Origin of the sequence: Streptomyces mobaraensis NBRC 13819 = DSM 40847 (assembly GCF_017916255.1) — a bacterium.
Lineage (GTDB): Bacteria > Actinomycetota > Actinomycetes > Streptomycetales > Streptomycetaceae > Streptomyces > Streptomyces mobaraensis.
Genome location: NZ_CP072827.1, coordinates 2,674,519 through 2,692,247, shown reverse-complemented (window position 1 = coordinate 2,692,247; position 17,729 = coordinate 2,674,519). Strand labels below are relative to the sequence as shown.

The following is a 17,729-nucleotide window of genomic DNA, read 5'->3' as shown; positions in this document are numbered from 1 at the left end:
GGGGGCAGGATGGCACGCTGGACGGCACTCAGTGCCGCTCTTGGGCCCTATGGCCGACCCCGAGTGCACGGACCGCGTCCAAATGGGGGAAGGTAGGGGTAGTCAGGGCACCTCGAAGAAGAGGCACAACGTCGGTGAGGGATGACGTGAGCGACAACTCTGTAGTAGTGCGTTACGGGGACGGCGAGTACAGCTACCCGGTGATCGACAGCACCGTCGGTGACAAGGGCTTCGACATCGGCAAGCTGCGCGCCCAGACCGGTCTGGTGACCCTGGACTCCGGTTACGGCAACACGGCGGCCTACAAGTCCGCCATCACCTACCTGGACGGCGAGCAGGGCATCCTGCGCTACCGCGGCTACCCCATCGAGCAGCTGGCCGAGCGCAGCACGTTCCTCGAGACGGCGTACCTGCTGATCAACGGCGAGCTGCCGACCGCCGACGAGCTGTCGCGCTTCCAGGACGAGATCACCCGGCACACCCTGCTGCACGAGGACGTCAAGCGGTTCTACGACGGCTTCCCGCGCGACGCCCACCCGATGGCCATGCTGTCGTCCGTGGTCAGCGCCCTGTCGACGTTCTACCAGGACAGCCACAACCCCTTCGACGAGAAGCAGCGCGATCTCTCCACGATCCGGCTCCTCGCCAAGCTGCCGACGATCGCGGCCTACGCGTACAAGAAGTCCGTCGGCCACCCCGTGGTCTACCCGCGTAACGACCTCGGCTACGTCGAGAACTTCCTGCGCATGACCTTCTCGGTGCCGGCCGCCGAGTACGACCTGGACCCGGTCGTGGTGAGCGCCCTGGACAAGCTGCTCATCCTGCACGCCGACCACGAGCAGAACTGCTCCACCTCGACCGTGCGCCTGGTGGGCTCCTCGCAGGCCAACCTGTTCGCGTCCATCTCCGCGGGCATCAACGCCCTGTGGGGCCCCCTGCACGGCGGCGCCAACCAGGCCGTCCTGGAGATGCTGGAGTCCATCAAGAACTCCGGCGGCGACGTCGACGCCTTCATCCGCAAGGTGAAGAACAAGGAGGACGGCGTCCGCCTGATGGGCTTCGGGCACCGCGTCTACAAGAGCTTCGACCCCCGGGCGAAGATCATCAAGGCCGCGGCGCACGACGTCCTCTCCGCCCTGGGCAAGGACGACGAGCTGCTGGAGATCGCGCTCAAGCTGGAGGAGCACGCGCTCAGCGACGACTACTTCGTCTCGCGCAACCTCTACCCGAACGTCGACTTCTACACTGGTCTCATCTACCGGGCGATGGGCTTCCCGACCGAGATGTTCACCGTGCTGTTCGCGCTCGGCCGGCTGCCCGGCTGGATCGCCCAGTGGCACGAGATGATCAAGGAGCCGGGCTCCCGCATCGGCCGCCCGCGCCAGATCTACACCGGCGTCGTCGAGCGCGACTTCGTGCCCGTCGAGGCCCGCTGACCCTCACGCCGGCCCGTCCGGTCCGCGCGTACGGCGCCCTCGCCTCCCCTTCGGGGGACGGCGGGGGCGCCGTTGGCGTATCAGGGGTCGAATCGGACGTCACCGGCCTGTCAAGGTGATACCGGCGGTTACCCCTAATAAAAATGATGTACGTAGCACATGTACATGGCAACGCAGGAAGTTGTACATGGCATCAATGAAAAGCGCCCCGGCTCCGATCCCCCCACGGGTCGGAGCGGGGCGCTTTCCGTCCCGAAGCGGATTCCCCCCACGGGATCCGCCCGGGAGTCCGAATGCGCGCCGCGCGCTCACCGTTCCCGCGGCGCACCGGGGTGCGCCGCCCCTCGGACGCGATCTGCCGGGACAACGTACGGACGGGAGGGCCGCTCAAAGCTCCCCGGGTACGTGTCCCGGCCACGCGTGGCCGGCCCGTCCCCCAAGACGATCCAGCACTGCCTGGTTAGACCAATCCATGCACGGAATGGTTACCCCGGAATTGCTGTGATCTAGGTCTCTTGTTTTCGGGTGGCGTCGGCGGTGACAAAGGGGGCGGCAAAGGGCAAGGGCCCTGAACGGAAATCAGGGCCCTTGTCGGGGTTGTGCTCGGGAGCCGGATCAGGCGCGGCCCACCAGCTCGTATCCCGCCTCGTCGACGGCGGCCCGGACGGCCTCGTCGTCCAGCGGGCCTTCCGAGACCACGGTGACCCGGCCGGCGGACGCCTCGGCCTTGACGGAGGTCACCCCGTCGAGCGCGGAGAGCTCGCTGCCGACCGCGCTCTCGCAGTGGCCGCAGGTCATGCCGGTCACCTGGTAGACGGTGGTGGTCCCGGCGGTCGTTCCGTGCGTCATGCTGTGCTCCTCGGTGAAGTGGACCGGTTGGCGACTGCGCCGCCATCGTACCCCCCCGGGGTATCCGATCGGGCTTGGGGCGGGCCCCCGGGGCGGTTCAGCCCCGGCGTGCGCGCCGGGCCCGGTTGCCGGGGCGTTCGGCGACCCACAACCGGATGGTGTCGGCGAACCAGTACGGCTTCCCGTTCTCGGTGAGGTCGGGCGACGGCAGCAGACCGTGCTTGCGGTAGGACCGCACCGTATCGGTCTGCACCCCGATGTGTGCGGCGATCTCTTTGTAGGACCAGAGTCGACGGTCGGTCATCTCTCGCGCCTCTCCACTGCGCCGCGGCCACGGAGGGGGTTCCGTCGGGGGGTCCGCGACGCTGCCGTTCTCGATCAAGCAGCCTTGCCCGGGCGGCGGCCCGGGCCACCCGGGCGGGCGGGGCTGTGGAATGGCTGTCGAGGAAGACTGACCGGGCCGTGACGCTCGTAACCCGGTGGCGACGTGGTGTTCGGGCGGCCGTGCGCCCGTACGGTCAGCCGAGCCCGGCCGCCGCGGCCGGTTCGGCCGGTGCCACCGGCCGGTTCTCCCGGCGGGACAGCTCGCACGCCTCGGCGATCAGCAGGGCGTTCAGGCCCTCACGGCCGGGGCACGGGCTGTCCAGCGCGCCGCGCACGGCGCGCGCGAAGGCGTCCAGCTCGGCGCGGTACGCGCTCTCGAAGCGTTCGAGGAACCCGGGCCAGGGGTGCTCCGGGCCTCCCGGGCCGGTCGGTTCGGCGGAGGTGAGCGGCGTCCGGGCGTCCAGGCCCACCGCCCACTGGTCGCGGTCCCCGCACAGCTCCGTACGGACGTCGTAGCCCGCGCCGTTGTAGCGGGTGGCCGTGGCCGAGACCAGCGTGCCGTCGTCCAGGGTGAGCAGCGCGCAGGCGGTGTCCACGTCACCGTGCTCCCGGAAGGCCGGCGCGCCCGCGTCCGTGCCCCGGGCGTAGACCTCGGTCACCTCCCGTCCCGTCAGCCACCGGACGGTGTCGAAGTCGTGCACCATGCAGTCGCGGAAGAGGCCGCCGGAGAGCGGGAGGAACTCCGCCGGTGGCGGCGCCGGGTCGGAGGTGACGGCCCGGATGGTGTGCACCCGGCCCAGGCGCCCGGCGCGCAGCGCCTCGCGGGCGGCGCGGTAGCCGGCGTCGAAGCGGCGCTGGAAGCCGATCTGGAGCAGGGTGCCCGCCCGTTCCGCCTCGGCCAGGGCCCGGGCCGTGCCCGGGAGGTCGACGGCGATCGGCTTCTCGCAGAAGGCGGGGAGGCCGGCGCGGGCGGCTCGGGTGATCAGGTCGGCGTGGGACGCGGTCGCGGTGGCGATGACGACGGCGTCGACGCCCGCCTCGAACGCCTCCTCTGGCGAGTCGAGGGCTTTCGCGCCGGTCCGCGCGGCGAGGGCGGCGGCGCGGGGCGGGTCGGCGTCGGCGATCAGGATGTCACCGACGCCGTCCGTGCGGGCCAGGGTGGCGGCGTGGAAGGAGCCGATGCGGCCTGCGCCGAGGAGGGCGATGCGGAGGTCTCTCATGGTGCTTCCTTGTGGGTGGGTGGGTTTGCCCCGGTCCCGCCCTTCCACCGTTTCCTGCGGGGGCTGCGCCCCCGCACCCCCGAAGCGCCCTGCGGGCGCTGTCCTCAAACGCCGGACGGGCTGATTTCAGCCCGTCCGGCGTTTGAGGACATGGGGGTCTGGGGGCTTGCCCCCAGGAAACGGTGAAAGGGTGGGACCGGGGCTCGAACACCGCGGCGCTACGCGCCGCACGAGCGCAGGAACGCGCGCGTCCGCCGGGCGATGGGCAAAGGGGCGTCCGGCGCGCAGGGATACATGTCCTGCTCGACGATCGCGAACAGGTCGACGTCGAGCCGCGCCGCGGCGGCGAGCACGGGTCCCAGAGCGGGCACCCCGCGAGGGGGCTCGCACATCACCCCCTGCCGTACCGCCGGCCCGAACGCCGTCCCCCGCGCGACGACGTCGGCGAGCACGTCGGGATCCACCTGCTTCAGGTGGAGGTAGCCGATCCGCTCCCCGTACGTCTCGATGAGCCGGACGCTGTCGCCGCCGCAGTAGGCGTAGTGCCCGGTGTCCAGGCACAGCCGCACGAGATCCGGATCGGTCGCGTCCAGAAAGCGGGTGACGTGCTCCTCGGTGTCGATGTGGGTGTCGGCGTGCGGATGCACGACGATCTCCAGCCCGTACGCGTCACGGACCTCGCGGGCCAGCCGCTCCATGCCGGCGGCCAGCAGGCGCCACTGCTCGGGCGTCAGTTCGGGGTCCTCCAGGCGTTCGGCGGTGCGGTCGTCGCGCCAGAAGGACGGGATGACGACGAGGTGGCGGGCGCCGGTGTCGCGGGCCAGGGCGGCGACCCGGGAGACGTGCTCCCACGTCGCGTCCCAGACGGCCGGGCCGCGGTGCAGTGCGGTGAAGACCGTCCCCGCCGAGACGCTCAGGCCGCGCCGGGCGGTCTCGTCGCGCAGCCGGACGGGGTCGGTGGGGAGGTAGCCGTACGGGCCGAGCTCGATCCAGCGGTAGCCCGCGTCGGCGACCTCGTCCAGGAAGCGCCGCCAGGGCACCTGCACGGGATCGTCGGCGAACCAGACGCCCCAGGAGTCGGGCGCCGAACCGACGCGGATCCGGTCGAGCATGCGGCTCTCCTCTCGGACGAGTCGGACGAGGTCTCACCGGGGGATGTCCGTAGCTTCCTGGGCCGGTGAGGGGGTGTCAAGGCTTCGACAGGACATACGGACGTAACGTCAAGCTGTCCGCATGGCACGTCAATATGTAAGGACAAATCCTTGACAGTGTTCGGCGGCCCCGGTTACACCTGACCCCATGAGCGAGCCGGACGGACCGCAGCCCCCCTACGCCTACGACCTGATCGCCATGGGACGGCTCGGCGTGGACCTCTATCCGCTCCGGGCCGGCGTTCCGCTGGCGGAGGTGGACGCCTTCGGGAAGTTCCTCGGCGGCTCGGCGGCCAACGTGGCCGTCGCCGCAGCCCGGCTGGGCCGCCGCACGGCCCTGATCAGCCGTACCGGCGCCGATCCCTTCGGCGCCTACCTGCACACCGAACTCCGCGGCTTCGGCGTCGACGACCGCTGGGTGACGCCCGTCCCCGCCTATCCGACCCCCCTCACGTTCTGCGAGATCTTCCCGCCCGACGACTTCCCGCTGTACTTCTACCGCCGCCCCAAGGCGCCCGACCTGGAAATCCGGCCCGAGGAGCTGGACCTGGCGGCGATCCGCGCCGCCCGGATCCTCTGGGTCACCGGCACGGGCCTGTGCGAGGAGCCCAGCCGGTCCGCCACCCTCGCCGCGCTCGCGGCCCGCGAGCGGCGCGGCCACACCGTCTTCGACCTCGACTGGCGACCGCTGTTCTGGGGCGGCGAGGGCGGCGCCTCCGGCGCGGGTGGCCGGACGGGCGCCGCCGCGGCCGGCGCCGCGCGCCCCCACTACGCGGCGGCCCTGCGGCACGCGACCGTCGCCGTCGGCAACCTCGACGAGTGCGAGGTCGCCACCGGCGAGCGCGAACCCGAGGCCGCCGCGCGGGCGCTGCTCGCCGCGGGCGCCGAACTCGCCGTCGTGAAGCGGGGACCCGACGGCGTCCTCGCCCTGCACCGCGACGGCACCCGCGCGGAGGTGCCGCCCGTCCCGGTCGAGGTCCTCAACGGCCTCGGCGCCGGCGACGCGTTCGGCGGCGCCCTCTGCCACGGCCTCCTCGCCGGCCGCCCCCTGCCGGACGTCCTCCGCTACGCCAACGCCGCCGGCGCCCTCGTCGCCTCCCGGCTCGCCTGCTCGTCGGCGATGCCGCGGCCGGAGGAGGTGGAGGCGCTGCTGGCGGGCCGCGTCGAGGCGGTTCGGTCTGACGGCTACGGGATGGTGGGGCGGCCTCGGCCCGAGGCGGTCCGTTCCGAGGCGCACGGGCGCGAGGCGCGGGGTCCCGAGGCGTACGGGTCCGGGACGCACGGGTCCGAGGCGTACGGGTCCGAAGAGACCCGGCCCGCCACGCGAGAGGACGAACGGCCGTGACCCCGCGCGTGCGCATCTCCGAGCTCACCACCGTCCGCAGCCGGCACCCCGAGGCCATCGCCGAGGCCGCCGCGCGCCGCCCCCGCCGCCCGCTGCTCGGGCCGTCCGGGCGGCTGCTGGTCGTCGCCGCCGACCACACCGCGCGCGGCGCCCTCTCCGCCGGTGGCCGCCGCCTCGCCATGGCCGACCGCGCCGATCTGCTGGAACGTCTCTGCGTGGCACTCTCCCGTCCGGGCGTGGACGGCGTGCTCGCCAGCTCCGACATCCTCGACGACCTGCTGCTGCTCGGGGTCCTCGACGGCAAGGTCGTCATGGGGTCGATGAACCGCGGCGGCCTCTTCGGCGCCTCCTTCGAGCTCGACGACCGCTTCACCGGTCCGAGCGCAGAGGACCTCGCCCGACGCGGCTTCGACGCCGGGAAGCTGCTGCTCCGCATCGACCCGGACGACCCCGGCTCGCTGCGCACCCTGGAGTCCGCCGCCCGGGCCGTCGACGCCATGGCCGCGTGCCGGCTGCCGGTCTTCGTCGAACCGTTCCTGTGCCGCCGCGACCCCGGCGGCCCGCTCCGCACCGACCTCACCGCCGAGGCCGTCACCACCTCCCTCACCATCGCCTCCGGCCTCGGCGCCACCTCCGCCTACACCTGGCTCAAGGTCCCCGTCACCGAGGACGCCGACGCCATGGCCGACGTGCTGCGGGCCACCACCCTCCCCGTCGTCCTCCTCGGCGGCGACGCGGGCACCCGTCCCGACGACGCCGAGCGGGCCTACGAACGGTGGGGCGCGGTGCTCGGGTTGCCGGGGGTACGGGGGATGGTCGCGGGACGGGCGCTGCTCTACCCGCCGGACGGGGACGTGGCGGGGGCGGTGGACCGGGTGGCGGGGCTGGTCGGATGCGGATGAGGCCGCGCGCCCGCCGGCACGTGCCGAACCAGCCGGCCCGGTGTTTGAGGACGACCGCGCGGTGCTCGGGTTGCCGGGGGTGCGGGGGCACGGCCCCTGCATCACCCCCGTCCCACGTGCCCACGCGTCCCCGTCCGCGGCCCGGGGAAGGGAGGAGGGGAGGCCGGGAACACCCAGGCCCTCGCTCCACCCGGCCCGTTCCGCCCGATCCCGCCCCGCTCGATCCCGTCCCGCCCGATACCGCCTCGCCAGATCCCGCCAGATCCCACCAGATCCCGCCCGGCCCCGCCCCAGACCCCGCAGGAGCCCGCGCCATGACCCACCTCCCCGCCGGCAGCGCCGCCCGCGGCCCCTACTCCCTCGACGTCGATCCCGCCCGCGCCGGCTGGGACCGGTCGTCGCTGCGGGTCCTCAGCCTCCCGCCCGGCGGCAGCCACGCCTTCGCCACCGGCGGCAGCGAGTGGATCGTGCTGCCGCTGGCGGGCGGCTGCACGGTCCGCGTCCTCGACGGGGGGACGTTCACGCTCCGCGGGCGGGACAGTGTGTTCACGGCCGTCACCGACTTCGCGTACGTCCCACGGGACGCCCGCGTCACCGTCACCGCACCCGCCGGCGGGCGGTTCGCGCTCGCCGGGGCGCGGTGCGAGCACCGCTTCCCGGCCCGGTACGGGCCCGCCCCGGCCGTCCCCGTCGAACTGCGCGGCGCGGGCGGCTGTTCGCGGCAGGTCAACAACTTCGCGGCGGCGGACGTGTTCGCCTGCGACCGGCTGATCGCCGTCGAGGTCCTCACCCCGGGCGGCAACTGGTCCTCGTACCCGCCGCACAAGCACGACGAGGACCGGCCGGGGGAGGAGTCCCGGCTGGAGGAGATCTACTACTTCGAGATCGCCCCGGGCCCCGGCGGCGAACCCGGTCTCGGCTACCAGCGGGTGTCGCCCTCCCGCGCCGGGGGAACCGATGTCCTCGCGGAGGTCCGCACCGGCGACGCGGTGCTGATCCCCGACGGCTGGCACGGCCCGTCCGTCGCCGCGCCCGGCCACCCGATGTACTACCTCAACGTCATGGCGGGCCCCGGCCCCCGGGAGTGGCTGATCCGCGACCACCCCGACCACGCCTGGATCCGCGCCACCTGGCCCCGGCAGCCGGCCGACCCCCGGCTGCCGTTCTACCCGGCGGGAGACGCCCGATGAAGACTTCAGGGACCCGACGGCTGACCGTCGCCCAAGCCCTCGTGGAGTTCCTGGCCCACCAGTACACCGAACGGGACGGCGAGCGCCGCCGCCTGATCGCCGCCTGCTGGGGCATCTTCGGGCACGGCAACGTCGCCGGCGTCGGGCAGGCGCTGCTGGAGACCGGCCGCGACCGGATGCCGTTCCACCAGGGGCGCAACGAACAGGCGATGGTCCACGCGGCCGTCGGCCACGCCCGGACCGCGGACCGGCTGTCCACGCACGCCGTCACCACCTCCATCGGCCCGGGTGCCACCAACCTCGTCACCGGCGCCGCCCTCGCCACCGTCAACCACCTGCCCGTGCTCCTGCTCCCGGGCGACACGTTCGCGACCCGGCCCGCCGACCCCGTCCTCCAGCAGCTCGAACACCCGGGCGCCGGGGACGTGTCCGTCAACGACTGCCTGCGGCCGGTGTCGCGGTGGTTCGACCGGATCACCCGGCCCGAGGCGCTCGTTCCGGCCGCGCTCCAGGCGATGCGGGTGCTCGCGGACCCGGTGGAGACGGGCGCGGTGACCCTCGCCCTGCCGCAGGACGTGCAGGCGGAGGCGCACGACTGGCCCGAGGAGTTCTTCGCCGACCGGGTCTGGCACGTCCGCCGGCCGGCCCCTGACCCGGCGGCCGTCGCGGAGGCGGCGGACGTCATCCGGTCGGCCCGGCGACCGCTGCTGGTCTGCGGCGGCGGGGTCCGGCACAGCGGCGCCGAGGCGGCGCTGCGCGCGCTCTCCGAGACCACCGGCATCCCGATGGCCTTCACCCAGTCCGGCAAGGGAGCCGTGCACCACGAGACGCCCACCGACGTCGGCGGCATCGGGCACACCGGTACGGCCGTCGCCGACGCGCTGGGCCGGACGGCGGACGTGGTCGTCGGCGTCGGCACCCGCTACACGGACTTCACCACCGCCTCGTCCACCCTCTTCGCCGCCCCCGGCGTCCGCTTCGTCAACCTCAACCTCTCGTCCGCCGACGCCCACAAGCTCGCCGGCCTCGCCGTGACGGCCGACGCGCGGGCGGGGCTGGAGGCACTGGCGGGGGAGCTGGAGGGGTACCGGGTGCCGGACGAGTACGCGCGGGAGTACGCCGAGGGGCGCGCGGCGTGGGACCGGGAGGTGGAACGGGCCTTCGCGCCGCCCCCGGACCCGTCCGCCCGCCCGACCCAGGCCCAGGTCCTCGGCGCGCTCGACCGCCTCGCCGACGGGACGGACGTGCTGGTCAACGCGGCCGGCTCGCTCCCCGGCGACCTGCACAGGCTGTGGCGCCCGCGCGGCGGCGACTACCACGTCGAGTACGGCTACTCCTGCATGGGCTACGAGATCCCGGCCGCGATCGGCGTCCGGCTGGCGGGCCGCGGCCCGGTGTGGGCGCTGGTGGGCGACGGCACGTACCTGATGATGCCGACGGAGCTGGTGACGGCGGTGCAGGAGGGGCTGGACATCAAGGTGGTGATCCTCCAGAACCACGGCTACGCGTCGATCGGCGGTCTCTCGCGGGCGGTGGGGGCCGAGGGATTCGGCACGGCGTACCGGGAGTTGGCGCCCGACGGCACGTACACCGGCGACCCGCTGCCGGTCGACCTCGCCGCCAACGCCGCCTCCCTCGGGCTCGACGTCCTCCGCGTCCGCACCGCCGGGGAGCTGGACGAGGCGCTGGCGGCGGCGCGGGCGGCGACGCGGCCCACATGTGTCCACGTGGAGACCGCGACGCCCGACAGTGTGCCGGGCGCGCCGCCCGCCCAGGCGTGGTGGGATGTGCCCGTCGCCCGCACCGCGACCCGCCCGGCCGCCGTGCGGGCCCTGGAGGAGTACGAGCGGGGGGCCGCGGGGCGCCGCCGCCATCTGTGAGGCGCGTCGGGACCGGGCCGGATCGGTTTGTCGAGGGACGCCCGAAGACGAAGAAGGAGACGTGGAGATGACGTCGGAAACGAGGACCGTCGGCCACTGGATCGGCGGCCGGGCCGTCGAGGGCGCCTCGGGCGCGTACGGGCCGGTGACCGACCCGGCGACGGGCGAGGTGACCACCCGGGTCGCGCTGGCGTCGGCCGAGGAGGTGGACGCCGCGGTGGCGGCGGCGAAGGACGCGTACGCCTCGTGGGGGACGTCCTCGCTGGCCACCCGCACGTCCGTCCTGTTCGCCTACCGCGCGTTGCTCGACGCGCGCCGCGAGGAGCTGGCCCGGCTGATCACGGCCGAGCACGGCAAGGTGCACGCGGACGCGCTGGGCGAGGTCGCGCGCGGCCTGGAGATCGTGGAACTGGCCTGTGGCATCACGACCCAGCTCAAGGGCGAGCTGTCCACCCAGGTGTCCAACCGGGTGGACGTCGCCGCGATCCGGCAGCCGCTGGGCGTGGTCGCGGGCATCACGCCGTTCAACTTCCCGGCGATGGTGCCGATGTGGATGTTCCCGCTGGCGATCGCGTGCGGGAACACGTTCGTGCTCAAGCCGAGCGAGAAGGACCCGTCGGCGGCGCTGCTGCTGGCCGAACTGGCCGCGGAGGCGGGGCTTCCGGAGGGTGTCCTCAACGTCGTCAACGGCGACCGGGTGGCGGTGGAGCGGCTGCTGGAGCACCCCGACGTCGCCGCCGTCTCGTTCGTCGGCTCGACCCCGATCGCCCGGCACATCCACGCCACCGCCTCCGCGCACGGCAAGCGCGTCCAGGCGCTCGGCGGCGCCAAGAACCACATGCTCGTCCTGCCCGACGCCGACCTGGACGCCGCCGCCGACGCCGCGGTGTCGGCCGCGTACGGCTCGGCGGGGGAGCGCTGCATGGCGGTGTCGGCCGTGGTGGCGGTCGGCGACACGGGCGACGCGCTGGTCGCGAAGATCCGCGACCGGGCCGAGAAGATCAAGATCGGGCCGGGTTCCGACCCCACGTCCGAGATGGGCCCGCTGATCACCGCCGAGCACCGCGACCGCGTCGCCTCGTACGTGGCGGGCGCGGCGGCGCAGGGCGCGGACGTCGTCCTCGACGGCACCGGTTTCACGGTCGAGGGGTACGAGAAGGGCCACTGGATCGGCCTGTCGCTGCTCGACAAGGTGTCCCCGGAGTCGGACGCCTACCGCGACGAGATCTTCGGCCCGGTGCTGTGCGTGCTGCGCGCGGAGACGTACGAGGAGGGGGTCGCCCTGATCAACGCCTCCCCCTGGGGCAACGGCACCGCCGTCTTCACCCGCGACGGCGGGGCCGCCCGCCGCTTCCAACTGGAGGTGCAGGCGGGGATGGTCGGCGTGAACGTGCCGATCCCCGTGCCGGTGGGCTACCACTCGTTCGGCGGCTGGAAGGACTCGCTCTTCGGCGACCACCACATCTACGGGAACGACGGCGTCCACTTCTATACGCGGGGCAAGGTCGTGACGACGCGCTGGCCGGACCCGGAGGACGGCGGGGTGGATCTGGGGTTCCCGAGCCACAAGTAGGTTCCCGGAGGGCGGCCCGCACCCGGGGGGTGCGGGCCGGCCTCTAGGAACCGCGCGCGGTCTCACTCCCCCTTCGTGAAGGCGGCCACCTGGGACAGCACGCCGCCGTCCGTGAGGAACGCGACGTGGTTGACGCAGGGGACCAGTGTGTTCTCCGCGCCGCTCAGCCGGGTGCTGAAGAACGGGCTGATGACGCCGTCACACGGCGAGTACCAGGTCCGGTACCGGGTGTCGCCGGGCGTCTCGTCGCCGGAGGCCAGTCTCTTGAGGAAGGCCGAACCCGGTTTCATCTCCTCGCAGGACGGCGACATGACGGTGCACAGCGCCGCGACGTCCGTGCCGTGGTGGGCGCCGGCGAGCGAGGCGACGTGGCCGACGCTCGACGAGCCGCCGAGCTCCTTGACGTACCACATGGAGACCATGCCGCCCATGGAGTGGTTCACGATGTCGACCTTCGGCGCCCCGGTGTCCTTCTTCACCTTCTCGACGAAGGCGGCCAGGCCGCGGGCGCTGGTCTCGTTGGACGTGTTGTAGTCGTAGACGAAGCCGAAGAGCTCGTCACTCCGGTAGCCGTTGGCGAGGAACGCGGCCTTCGCCGGCGCCCAGATGGGATCCGACCCCAGGTAGCCGTGGACGAAGACGACCGGCGCCCGGTGCGCGGCCGGCTGGGCGGCCGTGGCCGTGCCCCCGGCCACGAGGGAAGCGGCCGCGGTGGCCGTCGCGGTGGCCGCCGCGACGAACGTGCCGACGATCCTGCGCTTCATGTGCGTACCTCCGAGGGTGGGACCGGCGCCGGGAGCGGCGGGTGCCGACGGCGGCCGGGACGTCCGGCTGCGGGGAGCATGCGGTCGCGGTGGGTGTCCGCGCATCGGTGAAACCACCGGTGTTCCGACGGGTTGTCGCCACGGACAAAGCGTGCCGCCGTGGAACCGGACGGCCGGACAACAGCGGCCCACGGGCGCGTCGCCGACCCCCTCGCCACCAGGGACCCCGGCGCCCGCGGGCCTCCGGGCCGGGCGGGCCGCGCCGCCGGGCGCGCGTGCCGCTCCCCTGTCGGAGAGGCTGACCGGCCGGTAACTTCCTCGCTGCCCGGGCACGGAGCCGCCGTCCGCCCGGACCCGTCGGCACCAGGAGGGACGAACCGTGCGCGATCCCGTACAGCGACTGCACCTGCGCTGCTCAGCCGCCCTCGCACGGGCGGCGGACCGGGCGGAGGACGGCGCCGCCCGCGCCGCCCGGCTGTCGGCCGCGGCCGGTCACGCCCGGTGCGCCGGGCTGACGCGCCGGGCGGCGGAGCTGGAGGCCCGGGCGGCCGCTCTTGAGGTTCGGGAGGTGGCTGAGGCCCGGGAGGTGGCTCCAGAGGTTCGGGAAGTTGCTCTTGAGGCCCGGGAGATGGCTCTTGACGCTCGGGAGGTGGCCGCCGTCGCCCCGGGTCCGCTGTCCGCGCTGACGCCGCAGCAGCTGCGGGTGGCGCGGCACGTCGCCGAGGGCCTCACCAACCGGGAGGTCGCCGCCGTCCTCGCCCTCAGCCACCGCACCGTCGACCACCACCTGCGGAACGTCTTCGCGGCGCTGGGCATCCGCTCACGCGTCCAGCTGGTGCACGCGCTGATCCCGCTCAGCCCCCGGCCGGCCGAGGCGCGGCGCTGACGAGCCCCGACTCGTAGGCGCTGATCACCAGTTGCGCGCGGTCCCGTGCGCGCAGCTTGCTCAGCAGCCGGCCGATGTGGGTCTTGACGGTGCCGTTGCTGAGGTGGAGGTACGCGGAGATGTCGGCGTTGGAGAGGCCGCGCGCCACGAGCACGAGGACCTCGCGCTCGCGCTCCGTCAGGTCCTCCAGGGAGGGGTCCGGCGCATGGCGCGGATGGGGAAGACGCGCGAACTCGGCGATCAGACGGCGGGTGACCGACGGGGCGAGCAGGGACTCCCCGGCGGCGACCGTGCGAACGCCCGCCAACAACACGTCGGGAGAGGTGTCCTTGAGGAGGAAACCCGCCGCCCCGGCACGCAGCGCGCCGTACACGTACGCGTCGAGGTCGAAGGTGGTGAGGATGAGCACGTGCGTCCCGGCGGTCTCGGGGGAGCCGGCGATGTGCCGGGTCGCCTCGATGCCGTCCATGCCGGGCATCCTGATGTCCATCAGCACCACGTCCGGGCGGAGCCGCCGGGCGCTCTCGACGGCTTCGGCCCCGGTGCCGGCCTCGCCCGCCGCGGTCAGCCCGGGGGTGGTGTCGATGAGCACCCGGAAGCTGGCTCTGAGCAGGGGCTGGTCGTCGGCGACGAGTACCCGGATCGGTTCGGTCACGCGGTTCTCTCCTCCAGGCCGGGGGGCATGCTGGGTGCGGGTGCGGGTGCGGGTGCGGGTGCGGTTACGTGTTCGTGTTCCGGCGCGGGCGTGGACGCGGGCGCGGCCGTGGGCGGGAGACGGGCCGACACGGCGAACCCGCCGCCGGGCCGCGGCCCGGCGGCCAGCACCCCGCCGTACATCATCACGCGTTCGCGCATCCCCACCAGCCCGTGACCGCCCGGAAGTTCCGCCCGCTCGGACGCGACCGCGTCCCCGGCCCCGTCGTCCGCCACCTCCACGCGCACGCCTCCGTCCGAGTCGACGGTGACCGCCACCTGGCAGCGCGTCCCGTTGCCGGCGTGCTTGACCACGTTCGTCAGCGACTCCTGCACGATCCGGTAGACGGTCAGCGCCGTCCCCGCCGGGAGGCCGGCGGCCGGCCGCGTACGGAGTTCGGTGCGGATCCCCGCCCGCTCGGCGCGCCGGACGAGGTCCGGCAGGTCGTCCAGGCCGGGCGGGGGAGCCGTCTCCGCCGAGCCGGGTGCCCGTGGATGCCGTCCGGGGGTGTCGCCGCGGAGCACGCCCAGGGCGCGGCGCATCTCGGTGAGCGCCTCCCGGCCGGTCTGCTCGATCGCCCGGACCGCGTCGCGCGTCTCCTCGGGGCGCGCCTCGGCCACATGGTCGGCGACCGCCGCCTTGACGACGATCACGCTGAGGCTGTGCGAGACGATGTCGTGCAGCTCCCTGGCGATGCGCAGGCGTTCCTCGGCCAGGGCCTCCTCCGCGAGGCGGCGGTCCCTCCGGGCCGCCCGGGCCCGCCGCGCCCGGACGACCCGGCCGGCGGTCCACGCCGCCCCGACGGCCAGCCAGACGAGGACAGCCTTTCCGGCGGCCTCCGTCCACGGTCCGGAGGGCGTCAGGACCGCCTCCCCGGTGACGACCGCGGCCGCCGAGACGGTGAGGGTCAGGACGAACGCCGGCCAGGCCCGGCGGACCGGCTCGGTGAGCGCCACCGCGTAGCCGGCCAGGGCCACGGAGACGTAGGGGTCGCGGGTGATGTCGAGCAGGGTCGCCGTCGCCGAGGCGCCCAGCACCACGGCCAGGACGGGCAGGGGCCACAGGCGCCGGACGGCCAGGGGTGCGCCGACGCCGGCGGCCACCGGCAGGCCCAGCCACCACGGGCCGGAGAACCCCGGCAGGCCGTCCGAGGCGTTCTGGCCGGCCAGGGCCGCGTACCCGGCCGTCACGACGGCCGCCACACAGGCGTCGATCGCCAGCAGGTGGGGGCCTGTCCGCAGGTGCCACTTCGGTCCGCGCATCGTCCGACGATACCGACGCCCGTTCATCCGGCCTGTCCGAAGAAGTACATCGCGGTACCCGCGGCGACCGTCAGGAGGAGCCTTCCGGAGACCGCGGCCGCCCGTGGGGCCGGCCCCTCGCGCAACGCGGCCACGCCGAGGGGGACGAGCGCGGCGCAGAGGCCCGCGGCCGCGGCGACCGACAGCGGGGTCGTGCCCTTCAGTACCCCCAGCGGCATCGCCGACGCGGCAGCCAAAGCCACCGCGCGCAGCGGCCCCAGCACACGGGAGCGGCAGGCGCCGACGGCCAGCAGGAGCCAGCCCCCCATGACGGCCGCGTTGAGCGTGCTGAAGATGTGGAACGCGCCGTAGGTCTCGCTCACCGTCCGCGTCGCCGACGCCGCACCCTGGACGTCCGCCAGCCGGAAGGCCAGGTGGTCCACGCCGGCGTGGAACGTGCGGGCGAAGAGGCCGAGGACGGTCAGTACGCCGCCCCACAGGGCGAGTTCCGGGGACCTCTCCCCGATCCGGGCGGCGAGCAGCGCGACTCCCGGCCAGAGCAGCACCCACCCGGCGGACACACAGCCGTACGAGGCCGTCATGAGGTGCGGATGATGTTCGTAGGCGCCCAGTTGGGCGGGGAAGAAGAAGTCGAAGCGCAGGCGCAGCAGTACGCCGGTGAGCAGCAGCAGAGGGCCGAGGACGAGGGAGGCGCCGCCCACCCAGCGGCCCGGAAAGGCGGGGCGGGGAGTGGCGGTCGGCGGAGGAGCGGCGGTCATGGGGGTCATGGGGGTCATGGGGGAACGATGCCGCCGGCGCGCGTGCCGCGTCGTCGGAGCGTGGTCCACACTTGCGGGTCGGACCGTGGTCGTACGGCCTGGCTTGCGGCCGGTTGCCCGTGGTCGCTTCCGCGCGGTCGTTCTCGCGCGGCGCTGGGCATGGTGTGGCGCACAGCCCGGAGCCCGCCGCCTTGTCCCCGCGCACAGCGGACCCCGCAGTACGCTGCGCGGATGAACCGGCCGGCGCCGAGCGAGGAGATCGTCCCGGTGGCGCAAACCCTGCTGGAGCGGGTCTCCGCCCTGGGCGGGCTGCTGGCGCGCCGGGTGCGGGCCGAGGTCGAGCCGTACGGGGACGAACGCCTGCTTCCCGACGCGCCGTTGCACCGGTCGTGCGTGGAGAACCTCCGGCTTCCGCTGCTGTGCCTGGCGGGCCGGGCCGGGCCCGCGGACCTGTCGTCGGCGCGGGAGACCGGACGGGAACGGGCCCTCCAGGACGTGCCGCTGGCCGGTACGCTGCACGCCTTCCGGATCGGCTTCGAGCTGCTGTGGGCGGAGCTGGCCGCCGAGGCCCGCCGGGCGCACGACATCACCAGTGACACGCTGCTGACCCTGTCGTCGGAGGTCTGGCGGCTGGCCGGCGCGTACTCCGACGCGATGGCCGCGGCGTACCGGGAGACGGCCGCGGAGCTCGCGGCCCAGCGGGAGCACGAGCGGTCGGCCCTGGTGGAGGCACTGCTGACGGGCGCGATCACCGACCGGAGCACGATGTGGGAGGCGGCCCGCGCGCTGGGGCTGCCGGGCAGCGGGCCGTTCATCGTCGTGGCCGCCGACGTCCCCGCGCCGGGCCGTTCGGCGCTGCCCCGGATCGAGGCGACGCTGCGGGCCGGCCGGGTGCCGTCCGCCTGGCGGCTGCTGCCGGGGCAGCAGATCGGGGTGATGTCGGTGCTGCTGCCGGACGTCCGGTCCGCGGCGCTGGCGATCCTGGCGCGGAGCGAGGCGCGCGTGGGCGTCAGCCCGCCGTACGACTCGCTGCGGGACACCCCGCAGGCCCTGCGGTACGCGCGGCTGGCGCTGGCCGCGCTGCCCAGGGCCGGGGCCGGGGTCGTCCACTTCGACGACGATCCGCTCGCGATGCTGGTCGCGGCGGCGCCGGCGGAGGCCGGGCACATCGCGAGGACCGTGTTCGACGAGGTGCTGGCCCTGCCGGCGGACGAGCGCGAGCGGCTCCTCGGCACGCTGGAACGGTGGTTCGCGGCGGGCGGGTCGGCGGCGGAGACCGGGCGCCGGCTGTACTGCCACCCGAACACGGTGCGCTACCGGCTGCGCAGGCTGGAGGAGCTGACCGGCCGGTCGCTGCAGGATCCGCGCGCGGTCGCCGACTTGGGCGCCGCGCTGCGGGCCCTGCGGGTGCTGCCGGAGGAGGCGCTGGGGGGCGGGGGGAGCTGAGGCTGCCGAGCGGGAGCGGACGCGCCCCCCGGAACCCGCCCTTCCGAAT

The 17,729-nt window shown here is 74.2% G+C and carries 16 protein-coding genes; 8 read left to right on the top strand and 8 right to left on the bottom strand.

What is annotated here, in order from left to right; translation table 11 throughout:
- Nucleotides 1-146: 146 nt before the first annotated feature.
- Nucleotides 147-1,436, top strand: a complete 1,290-nt coding sequence (locus J7W19_RS11245; RefSeq protein WP_004943013.1) for a citrate synthase — start codon at nucleotides 147-149, stop codon at nucleotides 1,434-1,436.
- A 615-nt stretch (nucleotides 1,437-2,051) separates the two neighbouring features.
- On the opposite strand, the gene J7W19_RS11240 is transcribed toward J7W19_RS11245, so the two are convergent.
- From J7W19_RS11240 to J7W19_RS11225, 4 genes are all read right to left on the bottom strand, one after another.
- The gene (locus tag J7W19_RS11240; RefSeq protein ID WP_004943011.1) at nucleotides 2,052-2,285 is read right to left on the bottom strand and encodes a heavy-metal-associated domain-containing protein; all 234 of its coding nucleotides are present in this window, start codon (nucleotides 2,283-2,285) and stop codon (nucleotides 2,052-2,054) included.
- A 97-nt stretch (nucleotides 2,286-2,382) separates the two neighbouring features.
- Nucleotides 2,383-2,589 (bottom strand): MerR family DNA-binding transcriptional regulator, encoded by a 207-nt coding sequence (locus J7W19_RS11235; RefSeq protein ID WP_004943009.1) that lies wholly within the window; start codon nucleotides 2,587-2,589, stop codon nucleotides 2,383-2,385.
- Nucleotides 2,590-2,803: 214 nt separating this feature from the next.
- The gene (locus tag J7W19_RS11230; protein ID WP_004943008.1) at nucleotides 2,804-3,829 is read right to left on the bottom strand and encodes a Gfo/Idh/MocA family protein; all 1,026 of its coding nucleotides are present in this window, start codon (nucleotides 3,827-3,829) and stop codon (nucleotides 2,804-2,806) included.
- A gap of 218 nt (nucleotides 3,830-4,047) precedes the next feature.
- Nucleotides 4,048-4,941 (bottom strand): sugar phosphate isomerase/epimerase family protein, encoded by an 894-nt coding sequence (locus J7W19_RS11225; protein ID WP_004943007.1) that lies wholly within the window; start codon nucleotides 4,939-4,941, stop codon nucleotides 4,048-4,050.
- Between the two features lie 187 nt (nucleotides 4,942-5,128).
- Between J7W19_RS11225 and iolC the strand changes: the two genes are divergently transcribed.
- The 5 genes from iolC to J7W19_RS11200 all read left to right on the top strand — a co-directional run bounded on the left by iolC (nucleotide 5,129) and on the right by J7W19_RS11200 (nucleotide 11,870).
- The gene (gene iolC, locus J7W19_RS11220; RefSeq protein ID WP_004943004.1) at nucleotides 5,129-6,325 is read left to right on the top strand and encodes a 5-dehydro-2-deoxygluconokinase; all 1,197 of its coding nucleotides are present in this window, start codon (nucleotides 5,129-5,131) and stop codon (nucleotides 6,323-6,325) included.
- Nucleotides 6,322-7,227 carry a Cgl0159 family (beta/alpha)8-fold protein gene (locus tag J7W19_RS11215; protein ID WP_004943003.1) on the top strand — a complete coding sequence of 302 codons (906 nt, stop codon included), beginning with the start codon at nucleotides 6,322-6,324 and terminating at the stop codon, nucleotides 7,225-7,227. Before iolC ends, J7W19_RS11215 begins: the two co-directional genes overlap by 4 nt.
- 314 nt (nucleotides 7,228-7,541) lie before the next feature.
- Nucleotides 7,542-8,417 (top strand): 5-deoxy-glucuronate isomerase, encoded by an 876-nt coding sequence (gene iolB / locus J7W19_RS11210; protein ID WP_004943001.1) that lies wholly within the window; start codon nucleotides 7,542-7,544, stop codon nucleotides 8,415-8,417.
- A complete protein-coding gene (iolD, locus tag J7W19_RS11205; RefSeq protein ID WP_004943000.1) occupies nucleotides 8,414-10,297 on the top strand; it encodes a 3D-(3,5/4)-trihydroxycyclohexane-1,2-dione acylhydrolase (decyclizing) in 1,884 nt (627 codons plus the stop codon). Before iolB ends, iolD begins: the two co-directional genes overlap by 4 nt.
- Before the next feature lie 67 nt (nucleotides 10,298-10,364).
- Nucleotides 10,365-11,870 (top strand): CoA-acylating methylmalonate-semialdehyde dehydrogenase, encoded by a 1,506-nt coding sequence (locus tag J7W19_RS11200; RefSeq protein WP_004942997.1) that lies wholly within the window; start codon nucleotides 10,365-10,367, stop codon nucleotides 11,868-11,870.
- Nucleotides 11,871-11,932: 62 nt separating this feature from the next.
- Here J7W19_RS11200 and J7W19_RS11195 read toward each other — a convergent pair whose 3' ends face one another.
- On the bottom strand, nucleotides 11,933-12,634 hold the full coding sequence (locus tag J7W19_RS11195) for an esterase/lipase family protein (protein WP_004942995.1): 702 nt from the start codon (nucleotides 12,632-12,634) through the stop codon (nucleotides 11,933-11,935).
- 379 nt (nucleotides 12,635-13,013) lie between these two features.
- Here J7W19_RS11195 and J7W19_RS33815 point away from each other — a divergent pair, with 379 nt between their 5' ends.
- A complete protein-coding gene (locus tag J7W19_RS33815) occupies nucleotides 13,014-13,520 on the top strand; it encodes a helix-turn-helix transcriptional regulator (RefSeq protein WP_411848832.1) in 507 nt (168 codons plus the stop codon).
- On the opposite strand, the gene J7W19_RS11185 is transcribed toward J7W19_RS33815, so the two are convergent.
- The 3 genes from J7W19_RS11185 to J7W19_RS32865 are packed head-to-tail and all read right to left on the bottom strand — an operon-like array spanning nucleotide 13,489 to nucleotide 16,252.
- On the bottom strand, nucleotides 13,489-14,175 hold the full coding sequence (locus J7W19_RS11185) for a response regulator (protein ID WP_004942992.1): 687 nt from the start codon (nucleotides 14,173-14,175) through the stop codon (nucleotides 13,489-13,491). The genes J7W19_RS33815 and J7W19_RS11185 overlap by 32 nt on opposite strands.
- Nucleotides 14,172-15,476: a sensor histidine kinase gene (locus tag J7W19_RS11180; RefSeq protein WP_004942989.1), complete on the bottom strand. Its 1,305-nt coding sequence runs from the start codon at nucleotides 15,474-15,476 to the stop codon at nucleotides 14,172-14,174. Before J7W19_RS11180 ends, J7W19_RS11185 begins: the two co-directional genes overlap by 4 nt.
- A gap of 23 nt (nucleotides 15,477-15,499) precedes the next feature.
- The gene (locus tag J7W19_RS32865) at nucleotides 15,500-16,252 is read right to left on the bottom strand and encodes a hypothetical protein (protein ID WP_233478089.1); all 753 of its coding nucleotides are present in this window, start codon (nucleotides 16,250-16,252) and stop codon (nucleotides 15,500-15,502) included.
- Between the two features lie 213 nt (nucleotides 16,253-16,465).
- On the opposite strand from J7W19_RS32865, the gene J7W19_RS11170 reads away from it, so the two are divergent.
- Nucleotides 16,466-17,680, top strand: coding sequence for a PucR family transcriptional regulator (locus J7W19_RS11170; RefSeq protein ID WP_004942986.1), 1,215 nt, complete (start codon nucleotides 16,466-16,468; stop codon nucleotides 17,678-17,680).
- The last annotated feature ends 49 nt before the right edge of the window (nucleotides 17,681-17,729 follow it).